General features: G+C 42.0%; 16 protein-coding genes and 1 riboswitch. Of the genes, 2 read left to right on the plus strand and 14 right to left on the minus strand.

Going from position 1 to position 17257, the window contains the following annotated elements; translation table 11 throughout:
* Positions 1-160 precede the first annotated feature (160 nt).
* Entirely contained in the window at positions 161-820 is a 660-nt protein-coding gene (locus QZ488_RS02945) for a hypothetical protein (RefSeq protein WP_293746146.1), read from the minus strand.
* 186 nt (positions 821-1006) lie between these two features.
* Positions 1007-3229, minus strand: coding sequence for an alpha-ketoacid dehydrogenase subunit alpha/beta (locus tag QZ488_RS02950; protein WP_293746147.1), 2223 nt, complete (start codon positions 3227-3229; stop codon positions 1007-1009).
* A 167-nt stretch (positions 3230-3396) separates the two neighbouring features.
* Between QZ488_RS02950 and QZ488_RS02955 the strand changes: the two genes are divergently transcribed.
* A complete protein-coding gene (locus tag QZ488_RS02955; protein WP_293746148.1) occupies positions 3397-4233 on the plus strand; it encodes a LysR family transcriptional regulator in 837 nt (278 codons plus the stop codon).
* Between the two features lie 16 nt (positions 4234-4249).
* Here the strand turns inward: QZ488_RS02955 and QZ488_RS02960 are convergent, their stop codons facing one another.
* Genes QZ488_RS02960 through QZ488_RS03000 form a run of 9 tightly spaced genes read right to left on the minus strand, consistent with a single transcriptional unit; the run spans position 4250 to position 12219 of the window.
* Complete coding sequence (locus QZ488_RS02960; RefSeq protein WP_293746149.1) at positions 4250-5134, minus strand: cobalamin-binding protein; 885 nt, start codon at positions 5132-5134, stop codon at positions 4250-4252.
* Positions 5131-5733 carry a cob(I)yrinic acid a,c-diamide adenosyltransferase gene (cobO, locus tag QZ488_RS02965; RefSeq protein ID WP_293746150.1) on the minus strand — a complete coding sequence of 201 codons (603 nt, stop codon included), beginning with the start codon at positions 5731-5733 and terminating at the stop codon, positions 5131-5133. Before cobO ends, QZ488_RS02960 begins: the two co-directional genes overlap by 4 nt.
* 16 nt (positions 5734-5749) lie before the next feature.
* The gene (locus tag QZ488_RS02970) at positions 5750-7213 is read right to left on the minus strand and encodes a cobyric acid synthase (RefSeq protein WP_293746161.1); all 1464 of its coding nucleotides are present in this window, start codon (positions 7211-7213) and stop codon (positions 5750-5752) included.
* 30 nt (positions 7214-7243) lie between these two features.
* A complete protein-coding gene (gene cobC, locus QZ488_RS02975) occupies positions 7244-7894 on the minus strand; it encodes an alpha-ribazole phosphatase family protein (protein WP_293746151.1) in 651 nt (216 codons plus the stop codon).
* Complete coding sequence (gene cobU, locus QZ488_RS02980) at positions 7891-8427, minus strand: bifunctional adenosylcobinamide kinase/adenosylcobinamide-phosphate guanylyltransferase (RefSeq protein ID WP_293746152.1); 537 nt, start codon at positions 8425-8427, stop codon at positions 7891-7893. Before cobU ends, cobC begins: the two co-directional genes overlap by 4 nt.
* Before the next feature lie 16 nt (positions 8428-8443).
* Positions 8444-9232, minus strand: coding sequence for an adenosylcobinamide-GDP ribazoletransferase (cobS, locus tag QZ488_RS02985; RefSeq protein WP_293746153.1), 789 nt, complete (start codon positions 9230-9232; stop codon positions 8444-8446).
* 10 nt (positions 9233-9242) lie between these two features.
* Positions 9243-10337, minus strand: coding sequence for a nicotinate-nucleotide--dimethylbenzimidazole phosphoribosyltransferase (gene cobT / locus QZ488_RS02990; protein WP_293746154.1), 1095 nt, complete (start codon positions 10335-10337; stop codon positions 9243-9245).
* 29 nt (positions 10338-10366) lie between these two features.
* Positions 10367-11389 (minus strand): iron ABC transporter permease, encoded by a 1023-nt coding sequence (locus QZ488_RS02995; RefSeq protein WP_293746155.1) that lies wholly within the window; start codon positions 11387-11389, stop codon positions 10367-10369.
* On the minus strand, positions 11386-12219 hold the full coding sequence (locus tag QZ488_RS03000) for an ABC transporter ATP-binding protein (RefSeq protein ID WP_293746156.1): 834 nt from the start codon (positions 12217-12219) through the stop codon (positions 11386-11388). Before QZ488_RS03000 ends, QZ488_RS02995 begins: the two co-directional genes overlap by 4 nt.
* A 163-nt stretch (positions 12220-12382) precedes the next feature.
* Positions 12383-12520: riboswitch (cobalamin riboswitch) on the minus strand.
* 117 nt (positions 12521-12637) lie between these two features.
* On the opposite strand from QZ488_RS03000, the gene QZ488_RS03005 reads away from it, so the two are divergent.
* Positions 12638-13879: an aldose epimerase family protein gene (locus QZ488_RS03005; protein WP_293746157.1), complete on the plus strand. Its 1242-nt coding sequence runs from the start codon at positions 12638-12640 to the stop codon at positions 13877-13879.
* Positions 13880-14143: 264 nt separating this feature from the next.
* Here the strand turns inward: QZ488_RS03005 and QZ488_RS03010 are convergent, their stop codons facing one another.
* The 3 genes from QZ488_RS03010 to QZ488_RS03020 all read right to left on the minus strand — a co-directional run bounded on the left by QZ488_RS03010 (position 14144) and on the right by QZ488_RS03020 (position 17183).
* On the minus strand, positions 14144-14932 hold the full coding sequence (locus tag QZ488_RS03010; RefSeq protein WP_293746158.1) for a hypothetical protein: 789 nt from the start codon (positions 14930-14932) through the stop codon (positions 14144-14146).
* A gap of 475 nt (positions 14933-15407) precedes the next feature.
* Positions 15408-16292: an ATP-binding protein gene (locus QZ488_RS03015; protein ID WP_293746159.1), complete on the minus strand. Its 885-nt coding sequence runs from the start codon at positions 16290-16292 to the stop codon at positions 15408-15410.
* 30 nt (positions 16293-16322) lie between these two features.
* Complete coding sequence (locus tag QZ488_RS03020; protein ID WP_293746160.1) at positions 16323-17183, minus strand: histidine kinase dimerization/phospho-acceptor domain-containing protein; 861 nt, start codon at positions 17181-17183, stop codon at positions 16323-16325.
* Positions 17184-17257: the final 74 nt, after the last annotated feature.

Consider the following 17257-nt stretch of genomic DNA (forward strand, 5'->3'; position numbering starts at 1 on the left):
CCTTTACACAAAAGGTTACCGTCACGAAGTCGAATACGCGGCTCACAAAAATAGTAGTAAGGGCTCTATTTTGCCTGCAGTACTAGCAGCTCAAAAACGGAGGTGATTGATTTTTTATGGAAAGCTTGATTGTGTATGCTTTGATTCATGTCAGTAGGAGCTACTCAATGATGACTTTACCAAAAGCGTCGTTTGACGTGTAATGGATAAAATCACTGAATAATTTATCATTTTCTACATTAGATAACTTGTTATCTAATAGTTCTTTGAGTCTTAATCCCTCAGCCGTATTCGACACAGCTAAACTGGCTGGCACTATACCCATCTCTTTATAATATATATTTTCTATATTGAGTGATTTAATCGTACTCATGGTGGAAACTCTTTCGAATAAAATCACTTTTAAACGCCCCATCTCTAACATTTTAACTAATTGTTGTAAGCTACTAACTTCAACAAACTTTATAGTTGGAACACTCACTATTTCTGAGAAAAACTCAGCGTTTCCGATAAGAGTACCAATACTGCCATTAGGTAATTTTTCAATATCGAAATAACTTTTATCTAAAGAATAGAAATCCACATGGGTATTAATATGCCAATTAAGTTCAACACTGTATTGATAGAAATCGTCAGTTTCTAATTGATAGGGAGTCAACCCAATGAGATCTAATCGCCTACTTTGTAACTCTTTTTTTGCTCTACCGTAAGTCATGATATGAATATTGAAGTCTATGTTTTTTTCGAATGCTAATGACATAAGCATGTCGATTACCATACCACTGCCATCTTCATTAATTAGTGGCGGAAAATGGCTCAAAACCAACTTCTATTTCTTGAGAGTAACTATGTGGGCTATATGCAATCAACAGGTAAAAGATAGAGATATTAAATAACAGTACTAGGTTTCGCATAAACGCTTCCTGCGTGTTTTGATAGCACAAAGATATGATCAGAGGTTGTTACACACAAGTCTTTTTATTGGCTTGTATTTTAGGTGACTTTATTAACCTCCTTCACTTAGCATTCGTTTGGCTTGTTCAACAATCAACTCGCATGAAGGTAACACTTGATAACTCGCTGCACCCAATGGAATAAAACTATCGTGGGCAGTAAGCCGTTCCACTTTTCGCTTTGAAAAATCTTTATCATGTTCAGCCAATAGAGTAATTAACGCTTCGCTAATTGAGCCTGTTTGGCGACATTCATCCACTATCAGCACATTTTTTATATTGCCAATAGCTTTAACAATAGCGCTTTCATCAAGCGGGGCAAGCCAACGTAAGTCAATTACAGTACAGTGAATACCTGATTCAGCGAGCAGTTGTTCAGCTTGCCGACTCAAATAATAACCGTTGGCATAACTGATAATACACAGGTCTTTACCCTTGCCAAAACAACCTAGTTGCCCGGTTTTAGTCGGTTTAGCATCGTTTGGTGGTACATAATCAAATGACCAAAGTGAATCACCTTCTTGATGTAGATCTTTTTTCATATACAGCGCAATAGGCTCAAGAAAAATTACTACACGTTGCTCTTCTTGCGCCAATCTGACTGATTCTCTGAGCATTTCCACGGCGTCGGCACCGTTTGAAGGGCAAGCAATAATTAATCCTGGAATATCACGAAATACAGCGAAGGAGTTGTCGTTATGAAAATGCCCACCAAAACCACGTTGGTAAGCTAAACCAGCGATCCTTATGACCATAGGATTAGTGAATTGACCATTTGAAAAGAACGGCAGGGTGGCAGCTTCACCGCGTATTTGATCTTCAGCGTTATGTACATATGCTAAAAACTGAATCTCTGGCATGGGCAAAAAACCGTTGTGTGCTAAGCCGATTGCCATGCCCAAAATCGACTGTTCATCCAGTAGGGTATTGATAATTCTTTGTGGGCCAAATTTGTCTGCCAGTTTACTGGTGACGTTATATACCCCGCCTTTGGCGCCAATATCTTCACCACACATGACTATATTCTGTTGCTGTGCCATCAAATCTATCATGGTCCAATTCAGCAGTTTGGCTAGGTGCTGTTTCTTAGATACGTTGTGTTTTTCATGGCTGAATAATTGCGTGCGCTCGGCTTTAGATACTTTGCTCAGGTACTGTTTTTTTAACCTAGGCGGAATAATACTGTGTTTGATTTTCTCAGCACTTGTTAGCTTAGGTTTAGTGATAACTGTTTGGCTGATTTCTTCAACTTGGCTTTCTATATTTTTATATAAATTAATAATTTGCTTATCTTTAAGACAACTATGTTTCAACAGTAAAGCAGCACTAAATAACAATGGGTCGTGGGCTTCAGTGTCTTCAATATATTCATTACTTCGATAGGTAAATTCAGAATCTGAACCAGCATGCCCCAGTAAACGTACTGTTCTCATATGCAAAAATACTGGTTTACGTTGTTTTCGGGCAATCTCAACCGCTTGTTGGGTTTTGTGGTAAGTGTCGAGCAAATCTAAGCCATCACATTGAATATAATGTAACCCGGCTCTGTGTTCAAAATTGGCCTGCACCCAGCCTTTTGGTGTGGCGGTAGAGATCCCAATGCCATTGTCTTCACATATAAATACAATGGGGATAGGCACTGACTGATAAGCAGCCCATGCTGCAGCGTTAATCGCACCTTGTGCTGTGGAGTGATTCGACGAAGCATCACCAAAATTACATATCACCACTCCGTCTTTATCTAATACGTTATCAACCTTAACTTTGCGCGAAAGACTAATACTAAAAGCCGTGCCTACTGCTTTAGGTAAGTGCGAGGCAATGGTGCTAGTTTGTGGTGGAATAAACAGGCTCTTGCTACCTAACACTTTGTGCCGACCACCGGAAATAGGATCATCAGACGACGCAGCAAAACTCAGCAGCATATCGTACAAAGGGTTTTGGTCTGGTACTTGTTTAGAGCGCTGGATAACAAAAGCGCCACTTCTGTAGTGTAAAAAGGCCATGTCATTAGGCCTAAATGCCAATGCACACGCAGCGTTACCTTCGTGCCCCGCACTGCCAATAGTATAAAAACTCTGACCTTGTTTTTGCATGATACGCGATTGAAAGTCCAGATGACGACTCATCACCTGTGATTCAAATAGGTCAATCAATTGTGTGTTTGACAAACCCACTTCTGCAGGCGTGAATGAAGAATTTACAATAGGCAAAGAATCAGACTCAATGGCCTGAATAATCTGTTGTTTAACCTTAATATTACGATCCTGCATCATGTCATTACGCCCTAAATGTACTGCTTAGATAAATGTCTATAAGCCAGATTTTGGTCGACCTAGAATAAACTTTTACAAATCATAAGTTTTATTTAGATAAAGGAATAATATTAATAACCTTCATTTGCTATAGTTTTTACCTATATTAGATATAAGGACGAGGCAGCATGGATTTACGTGCATTAGAGTATTTTGTGAGCATTTACGAAACGGGTAGTTTAAGCGCAGCATCAAAGAAAAAATTTGTCGCCCAGCCTTCCATATCTTCTTCGTTGAAACTATTAGAAAACAGTTTGTCGACCAGCTTATTTGTTCGTCATGCAAGAGGAGTGCAAGCAACCCATGCAGGTGAGCAGCTTTATCCGTTAGCCAAAAAATTATTGGGGCAAGCTACCGCCATTCGCGATGTATTTAGCACCGACACTACAAAAACACCTTTTCGGTTAGGTTTAATTAAAGGGTTAGGTGTTGCACGAATGAGTGATTTGTTAGGCAGGTTTACGCGTTCAGTCGACTCATTGGAACTCACATTAGTGTCTCAAGATGAACCATGCCAAGCGCGGATCATTAGTCGCGATTTACTGCTAAACAACGAACTTTTTGTGCCTATGTGGCAAGAAGAATATCAATTAGCTATTCCTCAGCATCATCCGTTAGCCTTAATCGATAATTTGAGTATTACCGATTTGCAGGGCTTGGCATTTGTACAACGCAATCCATGTGAAGGTTGGGTGTATTTGAAACAAGCACTTAATCACGCCAAGGTCAGGTTAGATACCAGAGCAAAAATACAAACGATTGAATATGCGTTAGGTTTAGTCAAAGCCGGTTTAGGCTGCGCTTTTATTCCGGTTTCCGATGATATTGTCAAAGATAAAAGCATACACTTTACATCAATAACAGGTTTGTCTATTTCAAGGGAAATAGGTTTAGCTTACAGCCATGAATCCGACACAGTTGAAGTCTTGAAAGAATTGGTAGGTCCGAATCACACTGCTAGCTGATCAAAACACAACTCTTTTATCTCTGTTTTTGGTAAAATTGCCTCGCAGTATCAATCTGTTCACATAAAATCACCACTTCATCCAACATACGCGTGGTCATACGATGAACTTTGTCGGCATTCGGATGAAATATAAAATTATTTTTTACCGCTGGAATATGCTGCCACTGAGGCCAATTAAGCCCATCTGGACTGTCAGCACTGTGTTGACTAGGTTGCACAACCACTTGCGGTAAAGTCACTAAAACTTGTTCAAGTCCAATAGAAGGGTAATCGTCCTTAGCATCGGCAAATGGATTGCTCGCTCCGCATAATGCTATTTGTTGTTGAGGCCACGCTTGATTTGCCACTGTACGCAGAGGGCGCGACCATAACTCATAAAACACACTGACCTTTTGTTGCCCAGCGTAAGCTTGTCTTATTTCTTGCAGCTTGGTTAGGTAGTCTTTGGCAACACTATTGGCTGTTGCTTCTCGGCCTGTGATTTTGCCTAACATAATTAATTCGTTGCCCACATCTTCTAAGGTTTGTGGGTCGGAATAAATTACTTTTGGATCATACTTTTCGAGGCGCGCTAAATCATCCGATGGGTTGCCTGTTTTCCACGCAATGATCACATCTGGTTTAAGTTGAATAATTTTTTCAATTTGTAACCGAGCATAGTTACCTACTCGTAAAATATCTTCAGCGGCTTTAGGGTAGTCGGCGTGTGCCGTGGTGCCAATGATTTGTTCACTGGCACCTATTGCATACAATGACTCAACTATATGCGGCGCAAGGGCAATAATGCGCTGTTTTTGTAGTGAGTCATTACTATCAGTATTAGCGCTTGAAATATTAGCCTGCAATCCTATTGTCCCGAATAAAAACAGGCTTAAAAAACGGTTGGTTAATCGACTCACCAATCAATGCCTTTTTGTGCTTTGATGCCATTGTCGAAGGCATGTTTAACCGGTCTTACTTCACTCACGGTATCGGCTAATTCGATAATCGAACGATGGCAAGCGCGGCCTGTTATCACCACGTGTTGGTCTTTTGGCCTAGCGGTAAGTGCCGCCAATACTTCATCTAAGTCGATATATTTATAGGTGATCATGTAGGTGATTTCATCTAATAAAACTACATCAATCGTTGGGTCTTGTAGTAGTTTTTTACTGTGCTGCCAAGCAGCCTGAGCGGCTTGAATATCGGTGTCTTTGTCTTGGGTTTCCCAAGTGAAACCTGTGCCCATTACATGAAATTCGACGCCGTTTTTTTCCAATAAATTACGTTCCCCGCATTCCCAGCCGCCTTTCACATATTGCACCACCGCGGCTTTTAAACCGTGGCCAACCGCGCGGGCAACCGTGCCAAAACCAGAAGTGGACTTACCCTTGCCGTTACCGGTTAACACTAGTAACAATCCTTTTTCTTCTTGAGCCGCAGCAATACGTTCATCTACTTTGGCTTTTTGTTCTTGCATCCGCGCCTTATGGCGAGTTTGGTCTTTTTCATCAGTCATTTTAAATACTCGTTTCTTAATTGATTAGGGCCTGTATTTTTTTCCAATCTAGATGGGTCATACAGGCATCGGCTAGACGATCTAATTCACGTTCTTGTTGGGCAGCATAGGTTTCGACTTCGTCTGTTTCTGCACCTGCCCAAGCAATAATTTGTTTTAAAGCCAAAGGGGAGTCGAACATGCCATGTAAATAACTACCCGCAACTTGGTTATCTAAACTCACGCAACCTTCGAGTTGTCCGTCGTCTAATAGCGCAAAAGCCTTACTATCAGCATCTCGTTCGGTGTGTCCTACATGTATTTGATAACCAGATACTGTTGCTTCAACACTTTTACTGTTTTTATCAGCGCTTAATCTTAGTTTACCTTGGCTATGGGTAAGCTGCTTTTCATTGTGTAATCTAGTTTGTATAGGTAAGTATCCAAGACCTTGTGAGGTACCTATGTTGCCTTCAATTCCTGTTGGATCGCAGATGGTTTGTCCCAGCATTTGGTAACCGCCACAAATCCCTAATACTTTGCCAGCATAACGTAGGTGTTTGGCAATATCCTTATCCCAGCCATGTTGCTTAAGTAACGCTAAGTCAGCCCTAACATGTTTACTACCGGGTAAAATAATAAGATCAGATGGCGGTAATTTTTGTCCTTGGCGCACAAACGTTAGCTCTACTTGGGGATGAGCACGCAACATATCAAAATCGGTATGATTACTAATGCGCGAGAAAACAGGCACTGCAATACGTAAACGTATATCGTTTTGATCCATAGTTTGACTGGCTTGGATCGCGTCTTCTTCGGCCAGTTGTAAGTCCATTAAATAAGGTAACACCCCTAAAACCGGTTTACCGGTGCGTTGCTCTAACCAATCTAAGCCACTTTGTAATAAAGCAATGTCACCACGAAATTTATTGATCACAAACCCGGCTACGCGTTTTTGTTCACTTTTAGACAATAAGTCTAAGGTACCCACTAAATGGGCAAACACGCCGCCTTTGTCGATGTCCGCCACTATGATAACCGGACAATCCACCGCTTCGGCAAAACCCATATTGGCGATGTCACCCTGGCGTAAGTTGATTTCCGCGGGGCTACCTGCTCCTTCAACCATAATCACTTGATATTGTTTGGCTAACCGCTGGTGGGAATCTACTACCGCCTGCATCGCTACTTTTTTATAATCATGAAAGGCCTGAGCTTGCATGTTGCTTATGGCCTTACCCTGAATAATAACCTGTGCACCAGTATCACTGCTTGGTTTAAGCAACACTGGGTTCATATCAACATGTGGTGCAATACCGGCCGCTAATGCTTGTAACGCTTGGGCGCGACCTATCTCACCTCCGTCAACGGTGACGGCACTGTTTAATGCCATGTTTTGTGGTTTAAAGGGCGCCACTTGGTATCCCAAGCGTTTTAAGCAACGGCAAAACCCTGCAACTAACACACTTTTACCGGCATCCGATGTAGTGCCTTGGATCATTAATGTGGCAGCTTGAGTGTTGGTCACGGTTTATTCAAAATGGTTGTGTGCAAAGTCAGCCGGTAGTCCAATAAATGCGACACTGGGTTTTGCCTCTGGATAAGCTGGAATAATAATACGGGTTAAACTGGCATGGCCTATTTGAAGTTGGCTGTACCATACTCCTGAGCGCCAGTCTGTGCGCAGAATATGGGCTAAAATCTGTCTGATTACGCCGCCATGACAAACCAATAAATTGTTTTTTCCGCTGTGTTGTTTACACAATGATTGCCAAGTCGTAATTACTCTATTGTGAAAGGTTTCTAGTGACTCACCCTGAGGTGGCGTATTGTGGTCGGGATCTTGCCAGAATGACGTCATTAAAGGCCATTGCTGGGAATGGTCATCAAATTTTATTCCATCCCATTCACCAAAATCACATTCCTGAATACCTGCTTCAATTTGTAGTGATAGTTCATGATCAGAGGCCAGTTCCTGGGCAAAGTTTTGGCATCGTCTTAGCGGTGAGCTAATGATATTGTCAAGGTCGTGCAGGTGACTTGTCTGCTGTAACATCTGCTGCCAGCCGTCACGACTTAAAGCGACATCTGTTCGACCATATAAAGCGGGGGGACCGTCAATTTGGCCATGACGAATGAGATCGAATTGAGTCACATTTGTTTCGGTAACATCGGTGGTCATTGTGTTGTGTCTTTTAAGGTCATCGGTAAACCTGCGGCCGTAAAGGTGACTTTATCCACAAGGGCTGCTAACGCTTGATTTAACCAACCCGCTTGGTCGACAAAAATACGACTCTCTTTTCCCATGGGGATGATGCCTAGGCCTACCTCATTCGACACTAAAAATATGTCACATTTGCAAGCTTGCAGTGCACTAAGTAATTCACTAAAGAGGGTTTTAAAATTTTGCTCAGGGTATTCAAATAATTGGTTGTTTAGCCATAACGTTAAACAATCAATCAGCAGAATTTGTTTCGGTAAAAATTCGGTTTCTGCCAAGAGTAAGTTGAGATCCAGTGGTACCTCGGCTAAACGCCAATGGTCAGGGCGTTCAGCTTCATGGTAGGCAATTCTTTGTGCCATTTCAGGATCGCTGGCCGTGGCGGTAGCGACAAAAGTAACAGGTAAGTTGGTGCTAGCGCTTAGGTGCATAACTTGCTCCAAAGCAAAGCGAGACTTACCTGAACGGGCGCCCCCTAGTACCAGATGTATCATCTATTAACTCCTTCTTTCATAGTGTTATTTGGCTATTCGACAAAATAATCATGTAAATCAGTAATTCTTGTAATTGTTGTGCTGTACCAAGGCAATCGCCGGTGTAGCCGTTGATATGTTTAGTCATCCAAAAACGTAACCAGTACCTTAAAATAGAGCAACCAATTAACACATATACAACAGTCCAAAAGGGTAACAAAACACAGGCCAGTGCCCCGGTTATTAACACCAAACACATTACTTTTGGACTAAATGGTTTGGCTGCAGGTTCGCTTTTACTGCCTCTACCGGGTACCTGATTGGATAAATGGGGCATGTCCTGCACTAAACTAATCGCCATGGCTCTAGATAAAGGATAGGCCAGTAACAAACTCACCACGAGTAAATCTTGTTCGGCAAGAGCGTTAAGTAATACAAATTTGCTAAGTAGTGCCATCACTAAAGCGCAAGTGCCGTAAGTGCCATTACGACTGTCCTTCATAATGGCTAATTTACGCTCTTGCGTGAAACCACCAAAAAAGCCATCAAAGGTGTCGGCCAAGCCGTCTTCGTGCAACGCACCTGTCATCAGTAGGCTCAGTACAATCAATAAACAAATAGCCGGTGAGATACCAACCAAAGGCGCTATCATCCAATAAACCGCACTCAGTAAACTAGCCAACAGCCAGCCAACTAAGGGAAAATAACGAGTCGCCCTGCGCATTTTACTTGGGCTGTATTGAATGTTTTTGGCCATTGGCAGGCGGCTAAAAAAACCTAACGCTAAGCAAAATAAATTCAGGTGGTACTTAAGCCAAGTGTGCATTATTGGTTGCTCATATTGTGACTTGTGCGCTGTCAAAAGTGGCCATGTTGTTGTAGAAATTGGCCGCTACTTTAAGTAACGGTACAGCCAATGCCGCACCTGTGCCTTCGCCTAAACGTAATCCTAAATCTAGCAATGGCTTTGCGCTGAGTTCGTTGAGTAATAGTTGGTGGGCATTTTCAGCAGAGCAATGAGCAAATAACATAAATTGTTGTGCTTGTGGTGCAATACGAATAGCCATCAAAGCGGCAACCGAGACAATAAAACCATCGACCAATATAGTTTTTCCGGCACTCGCAGTGGCTAACATTGCCCCCACAATCTGGCCAATTTCAAACCCTCCTACTTCGACTAATGCGCTGTGGCAATCTATGTTCTTTTCGGCGTATTTTTGTTGGACTCTTTGTTGCGCTTTGCTAATCAGTTGGACTTTTTTAGCCAGTTGTTCTGCTGTAATGCCTGTTCCTGTACCGGTTGTTTGTTCTGCTGACAAACCGGTTAACACACACAGCAGTGCAGATGCAGTGCTGGTGTTGCCAATGCCCATCTCGCCAAAACCTAACACGTTGGTCCCTGTTGCTAGTTGACTTTTCGCCGCTTGTTCGCCAAATAATAAACATTGTTCGGCCTGAGCTTTTGTCATGGCAGGTTCAACAGACAAGTCGGCAGTGCCAGCCGTAATGCGTTGGTTAATTAAAATTGGGTGGGGGGCTTTTACTGGGTTTAATATGCCCGCATCCACTACTTTTATCTGAATATCTAAGCTGTCACAAAAACAATTAATTGCTGCGCCGCCAGCTAAAAAGTTGGCCACCATTTGCCCTGTTACTTCACTTGGGGCAATACTTACGCCGTTTGCGGCAATACCGTGGTCGGCAGCAAAAATCATGATGCTAGGCTGGTGGATCTGAATATGCTGGTAATTACCTGAATGATAACCTTGGATCAGGCTTAATTTTGTAGCAATGGTTTCAAGTTGCCCTAACGCACCAATGGGTTTGGTTTTCGCATCGATGTGTTGTTGGATCTCAGGTAGCTTAGCCTGATCCAATTGCGGGATAGTCCAATACTCTGCACTGAAAACTGCGGGCACTGATGTGTTCATACTCTGTTAAATACCTTGTTGATTACTTTTTATTGACGTCTTTGGCTCATCACCAATAGAAAAAACACACTGCCGATTGCAGAGGTGATTATACCAATGGGAATTTCTTGATTGGGCAGGGCTACTCGGGCTAATACATCGACCCACACCATAAAACAGCCGCCGAGTAAGACGCAGCCGACTATGACAATACGACTCGTTACCCCTAACCAGTTTCTGACGATATGCGGGATCATCAAACCAACAAACCCAATGCCACCACAATAAGACACAATACATGCGGTAAGGGCGGCGCAAATTGCCAAGGACAAAATCCGTAAACGAGTGACTTGTACGCCTAGGGTTTTGGCGTTTTCGTCACCAAGTAACAAAGCGTCCATATGCCGTCCATAAATCAATAATATGGCCACACTGATAACCACAACTGGCAACATGACCCATGCATACCAAATTTCTACTCTCGCTAAGCTGCCCATTAACCAAAAAATCACTTTATTCGCCGCAAAAGGCTCACCTAAAAATAGAATAAAGTGACTGAAAGCACTCAGCATAAAAGACACCGCTATGCCGGCCAGCAGCATATGTTCGGTTTTACTGCCAAAGGTTTTTGCTGCCAATATTTGGACTAAAAACACCGCAAATAATGCCCCTAAAAATGCGGCAAAAGGTAAGGCTAATGAAAACGACAAACTGGGGAACATTTGGATTAAACCAAGTTGCTCGGCTAACTTACTGTCAAATAACAAAGTAGCAATACTGGCACCTAAACCTGCACCTGATACCACACCAAATAAATAAGGGTCGGCTAAACCATTGCGAGTAATGTTTTGCAAAGTGGCACCGGCTATGGCTAAACCTGCACCCACTAAAAAACCCACAAACACTCTTGGCGCGCGAATTTCCCAGAAAATCATGTTATTGACAGGGTCTTGACAACCCTGAGTCATGCAATGAATAAGCTCGCTACTTGATAAATCAGCGGCACCAAAAAAGAGAGCAGCAATGGGCGAAACGATGACCAGTAAACACAGTAATATCCATTTTTTACTCATTTGCTAGAGTCCTCGGCAGCCGGCGCTACATCCAGTTCAACTTCATCAGGTGGATAGAAGTCCACCCGAAATGCAGCATTGTTGCCGCTTTGGCTAACGTGGCAAGGGATCTTGAATACCTGTTGTAAGCGCTCTGCGGTGAGCACTTGTTGTGGTGTGCCTTGGGCCACCATTAGCCCTTCATCTAATAGACATAGATGGTCGCAATAATTGGCCGCAAGATTCAAGTCATGCAAACTCATGACAACCGTGATATTCAGTTTGTGGGCAAGTGAACGCAGTAACTTAAGCACTTGGTGTTGATAATACACATCGAGATGATTGACCGGTTCATCTAACACAATGAGTGCGGCTTTTTGCACTAAGGCGCGGGCAATCAAACCCCGCTGTTGTTCACCGCCAGATAACGAACTAAAGGTTTGTTTTACTTTATTATCCAGCCCAACCCGAGAGATAGCGTCACTGATGCTTTTGTCGTCTTCGGCTGTTTGCCTGCTAAGCAAGGATTTATGTGGTAACAGGCCCATGCGCACAATTTGGTATAAATCTAAAGCAAATACACTGTCGTTGAGCTGATTAACTACGGCGATTTGTTGGGCCAAGGACATGGGGTCGTAATCTGTCAGCGCTTTATTGTTCCAACTAACACTGTGCTGGCTGGCTAATTGCCCAGATAAGATTTTGAGTAAACTGGTTTTGCCCGCACCATTGGGGCCTAACACCCCCATGACTTTACCTGCGCTTAGGTTAAGACACACATCAGACAAAATCTGTTGCTGACCAATTTTTAGGTTCACATTGTTAGCAATAAGCGAGCAGGGGTTAGACATGTTTTAGCTCACACTTATTCAGCAGAATAACAGTCACAATCAAAGTGATGACTCTAGTAAGGCAGGCAGGGAAACACATCAACAACAGCATAAAAGCTGTTCAGAGATAATGTATCCGTGTGTTCCCGCACGAAAATTAAAAGGCTTCGAAAGTAGGTTTTCTACTTCAAAGGATTAACAAGGCTGGTATCTGACTTACGTTTTTTAACAAACGTTTACAGTTGCGGGTACAGTTCTGGATTTTCACCTGATTCCCATTTAGTCTGCATTTTTATTGCGAACAATAACAATACAACACCTCATTATAGGCGCCGAATATAACAAGTAAGTAGATGATGTTCTAGGCTTATTTAGTTGTTTGTCATGCAGTTAGCAATAGTTTGGTTGTTTACTCTAAAAACCATTTAAAAGGATAGTTATGAACCTCACTCGCCGCACTTTTTTACTCGGTCATGACCTCAGGTCTTTTAAACAAATGTGTAGTTTAGTTTTGGGTGTTAGCTTGACTGTTTTGATGTTAGGTGCTTGCCAACCCACAACAAAAATTCAAACGGATGTGTCTACGCTAGATGTTAACAAGTTAGAAAAACCTACCGACTCAGGTGTTTTTAGCACGCACAGCCAAACCTATGGGCAACTCGCTGACGGCAAATCAATAGACATGGTGACATTGCACCACCCCAAGGGCATGGAGGTGGATGTGATCAGTTACGGTGGAATAATTACCCGTTTAACCACACCTGATCGCCAAGGGGTGTTTGCTGACGTGGTATTAGGATTGGATAATTTAGAGGATTATGTCAATTTAAACCCATACTTTGGCGCATTAATTGGACGTTATGGTAATCGTATTGCTAACGGCAAATTTACTTTAAATAACGTCAGCTACCAATTAGATGCCAATGCTTGGCAAAATCACCTTCACGGCGGCAAACAAGGCTTTGATAAAAAAGTATGGTTAATGGCGCCTTTCACCACCGAAAAGTCTGCAGGTATCGTACTGACGTTGCAAAGTCCTGACGGTGATCAGGGTTACCCCGGTCAGTTGGATATAGAAGTGACTTACGAGCTGACCACCGACATGCAGTTAGATATGCGCTTTAAGGCCAACACCAATAAAACCACTATCGTTAATATGACTCAGCATACGTATTTCAATTTAGCGGCAGCAGGTGATGTGCTTGATCACAAAATGCAAATTAATAGCCAAGCGATTACCCCTGTGGATCAACGCATGATCCCAACCGGAGACATTATGCCGATTAAAGACACGGCATTTGATTTCACTCAAGCTAAAACCATTGGTAAAGACATCGATGCCAATCATCCACAGTTAAAATTTAGCAAAGGTTATGACCATAACTATGTGATAAAAGCCAGCGCCAGCGATGAACTGGTTTTAGCGGCAATAGTCACCGAACCCACTAGCGGGCGCCTACTTGAAGTATGGAGTGAAGAACCCGCTATTCAATTTTATACGGGCAATGGATTAAATGGTTCGTTACAAGGTAAGGGCCGTACCTATGGGAGTAGAAGCGGCTTTTGTCTTGAACCGCAACATACCCCAGACTCGCCCAATTTGCCGCTTTTTCCTAGCACAACCTTAGAGCCTGAACAGACTTATCAAACACGTATTATTTATCAATTTTATGCACTATAAATATGCGAACTGCAGGCACGGGTTCCTGAAAAATTAAAGGGGCAAGATGACCCAGTAGGTTGGAAGACTAACTAATTACCAGCCGTTTTCTCTTTTAATAACATGTAAATTCCAAACCTATTAGGCATATGTAACGAAGCCCTGGTGTCGTTAACATATCATCGAATATTTGTTTATATTTTGGTTGTTGTGTGTCGATTATTGTTTGTATTCATTACAGTCTTGAACTTGAAACCTGGTCACAGGTTTCAAGCTTTTAAAGGTTCATACCTTCTTAGATTTAAAAGCGGGACGCATAAATAGACCACCGATAAGCAATAACGTTATCATGCTCATACTTGGAGTTGAAACAGCTCTAAATCGCTGCACATTTCCATCATCAAAAATAAGTTGGGCTTCCTTTACTTCATTAACAACAGCTTTAAACTTCCGTTCATTTCTATCATCAAATACAAGTTGAGCTTCTTTAGCAGCACTAAAAAACGTACTAGGTGGATCAAGTGTTACTCCACAATTTCCCGGTACATAATAAGTTGGTGAAATAGCGTTTCCAATATCATCATCACTGTCATGGTAAGAGAAGAAACAATCTAAAATGTCCAATCCCGAAAGTTCGAGAATGGTGGATTCCTCTACATCAGAATCTTCGAGCCAATTCGCATCTAAAACTACTGAAAAAAGTCCACTTGGACCGACTGAATCATCTGGGAAATCAAAACACACAGCTTCGGGATTATTCAAGGGACTATCTGGGATCCAATCAGAAACGCCAATTCCCCCATCTGTAAGTCCCAAACCACCACCTGATATATTTTGTGAAGAGGCAAAACCCCCACCAGGGGTAATAGAGTAATCCTCGGTTATCCCAGAGCCAAGACCATTAGCGTTAATCCCATCACCGGTTGACCCAATACAGAAGTCTGTTGCTTCCGACAATGGGATACCGACTGTATCTAGTTCTCCCTGACTTGGCGCTATAGCATTAATTGTTATCAAGGCTGCATAGGTAGAAGTTGATATTCCGAGAAGCGCGACAAGCGCTAATGATGACATAGTCTTAGTCCGAGAAAACTTCATTATAACTTTCAAATATCTGCAAAAATAATTACATATTTTCATTACAGTTTTCCTTTGTGTTGTTATGTATATTTTTTGAGTTGCGCGGTTAAGAATTGCAAATCTTATAATCCACGGTAAGCGATCTCAAAACATCAACAATAAGCCGTTTGATTGCGAAACTAAGCTTGAAATTGTTATAACCAGGTGCCGTTAGAGGAGCCATCATTGTTGTCTTTAATAATGTGGTTGTTTAAATTTCGCACTGGAGAGGTTAAAAGATTTACCTGAATGTATATTGACATACGTCAAGATTTAACCGCCTTATAAAAGAGGATATTTTGGAAATATAAGGGGGCAGAGCCGTTTCAAATGAAATGAGTGTGGCTGTCCTGTTTATTGTTTTTTTTTGCTATCAATTTCCTGTATTAATTACCTCCTTGGCGTTTTGGTTCAGTTATAACTATTTGGATTAAATGTATCTGCGTAGCTTCAATTCCAAACTCGCTATATCAATAGGTTTACTGAGGTAGTCGGTCATGCCTATTTCTAGGCAGTACTCTTTGTCTCCTTTCATGGCATTGGCGGTGAGTGCAATAATAGGCAGCTGAGTACAGCGCTTGCCTGCTTGGCCTTGTCTAATAAGCTGCGTCGCTTCAAACCCATCCATTACTGGCATCTGACAATCCATCAAGATTAAATCGAAGGGGGTTGGTGTAGGGCTATCTTGAAGCGTTTCTATTGCCTCTTTTCCATTTGCACAAATGACCGCATTGATCCCTAATTGCTTTAAAAGCTCTGACATCACAATTTGATTAATTTCATTATCTTCAACCACCATAATACGGGCTTGGGTAATGTCTTTTGGTTGGGCTGAATTGGCCAGTGACGGGTCTACTAACTTAGGGTTTTTTATTGATGTATTTTCATCATAAACCTGCAGAGGGATGTTGATGCTAAAACAACTTCCTCTCTCCAATTGACTTTGGACCGTGACCGTACCACCCATCAAATGGCAAAGTTGTTGCACAATAGATAAACCTAATCCAGTGCCACCGAAGTTGCGAGTAGTGCTCGAGTCTGCTTGGGAAAATGGGCTGAATAGGTTTTTTTGTGCGTCTGTGGAAATGCCAATTCCAGTGTCTTCAACTTGGCATATTAAACATGAAGTCGAATTTTCGGTAGCCAGCTTAACGCGCAAAGTGACGCTGCCTTTGGTGGTGAACTTTAAGGCGTTACTGATCAGGTTATTTAAAATCTGTCTTAGGCGCACCGGATCACCATTAACAATGCCTAGATCGTGATAAGTGGGTTCAATGACAAAGTTTAATTCTTTTTCTGCAAAGGAGGGTTGCATAATTACAGCCAACTCATTGATTAATTTAGATTAATTGAAATTAATGTTTTCTAGCTCTACCTTACCGGCTTCTATTTTAGATAAGTCTAGAATATCGTTGAGTAAGGATAATAAGGATTCGGCACTGGTACGGGCAATTTGCAGGTTGTAAGTTTGCTGGTCATTTAATGGTGTTTCCTTAAACCATTGCAACATGCCCAAAATACCGTTCATAGGGGTACGAATTTCATGACTCATATTGGCAAGAAACTGACTTTTAGCAAGAGCTGCAGCTTCTGCACGTTCCTTGGCTTGGGTTAAGGCTAATTGGTTTTCTATTTTTTCATCAATGTCTTGAAAAGAGCCGTACATTCGTACACATTTATTATTTTCAAAAATAGCCTCTCCTATGGCTGCAACCCAGCGTTCTTGACCTGATGGGGTAATGATTTGCAATTCTTCATGCCAAGGCTCGCCAGTGGTCATTGCCCTTTTTACCAACTTGGTAATTCTTTCCAGATTGTCCCCTGGTTTGTAAAAGGTGGAGGAGTTGGCTATGTTCGGCTTAAAATCTTTAGATACTCCGATTATTTCTTTGGTCATTTGCGACCAGTACAAATCACTTGTTTTTACATTTAATTCCCATGCACCTATACGCCCTTGATTACTCATTATTTCTAGCATTTTTCGTTGTTTGCTTAGTCTTCGCTCGGTTTTACTGCGAGTTATTTCATTGCTAATCCATTGAGAAAACAACCAAATCAATTCCAATTCATACGCACTAAAATCTTTGTCACGTGCATCGGGGCTTGAAAAATTAATTGTACCGTAGCGTTCACCTTCAACAATTAGAGGGGCGCCTATATAGCTTTCTAAACTTAAGGCTTCGTAACAAGGATGATTATTAATCATGCCTATGCACTTGGCTCAGGCCGATTTCACAGGCGCATGAATTATTGCTAAGTTTAACAATCGGTTAGGTATCT

The sequence above is a fragment of the uncultured Paraglaciecola sp. genome, assembly GCF_913020055.1.
In the GTDB taxonomy this organism is placed as follows: Bacteria; Pseudomonadota; Gammaproteobacteria; order Enterobacterales; family Alteromonadaceae; genus Paraglaciecola.

What these genes read in the sequence shown, in the direction of transcription:
- QZ488_RS03010 (WP_293746158.1), bottom strand. Translation starts at nt 14,932, where the DNA reads ATGTCATCATTAGCGCTTGTCGCGCTTCTCGGAATATCAACTTCTACC.
- cobO (WP_293746150.1), bottom strand. Translation starts at nt 5,733, where the DNA reads ATGACTGATGAAAAAGACCAAACTCGCCATAAGGCGCGGATGCAAGAA.
- cobC (WP_293746151.1), bottom strand. Translation starts at nt 7,894, where the DNA reads ATGACCACCGATGTTACCGAAACAAATGTGACTCAATTCGATCTCATT.
- QZ488_RS03005 (WP_293746157.1), top strand. Translation starts at nt 12,638, where the DNA reads ATGAACCTCACTCGCCGCACTTTTTTACTCGGTCATGACCTCAGGTCT.
- cobS (WP_293746153.1), bottom strand. Translation starts at nt 9,232, where the DNA reads ATGCACACTTGGCTTAAGTACCACCTGAATTTATTTTGCTTAGCGTTA.
- cobT (WP_293746154.1), bottom strand. Translation starts at nt 10,337, where the DNA reads ATGAACACATCAGTGCCCGCAGTTTTCAGTGCAGAGTATTGGACTATC.
- QZ488_RS03000 (WP_293746156.1), bottom strand. Translation starts at nt 12,219, where the DNA reads ATGTCTAACCCCTGCTCGCTTATTGCTAACAATGTGAACCTAAAAATT.
- QZ488_RS02995 (WP_293746155.1), bottom strand. Translation starts at nt 11,389, where the DNA reads ATGAGTAAAAAATGGATATTACTGTGTTTACTGGTCATCGTTTCGCCC.
- cobU (WP_293746152.1), bottom strand. Translation starts at nt 8,427, where the DNA reads ATGATACATCTGGTACTAGGGGGCGCCCGTTCAGGTAAGTCTCGCTTT.
- QZ488_RS03020 (WP_293746160.1), bottom strand. Translation starts at nt 17,183, where the DNA reads ATGATTAATAATCATCCTTGTTACGAAGCCTTAAGTTTAGAAAGCTAT.
- QZ488_RS02970 (WP_293746161.1), bottom strand. Translation starts at nt 7,213, where the DNA reads ATGATCCAAGGCACTACATCGGATGCCGGTAAAAGTGTGTTAGTTGCA.
- QZ488_RS02955 (WP_293746148.1), top strand. Translation starts at nt 3,397, where the DNA reads ATGGATTTACGTGCATTAGAGTATTTTGTGAGCATTTACGAAACGGGT.
- QZ488_RS03015 (WP_293746159.1), bottom strand. Translation starts at nt 16,292, where the DNA reads ATGCAACCCTCCTTTGCAGAAAAAGAATTAAACTTTGTCATTGAACCC.
- QZ488_RS02950 (WP_293746147.1), bottom strand. Translation starts at nt 3,229, where the DNA reads ATGATGCAGGATCGTAATATTAAGGTTAAACAACAGATTATTCAGGCC.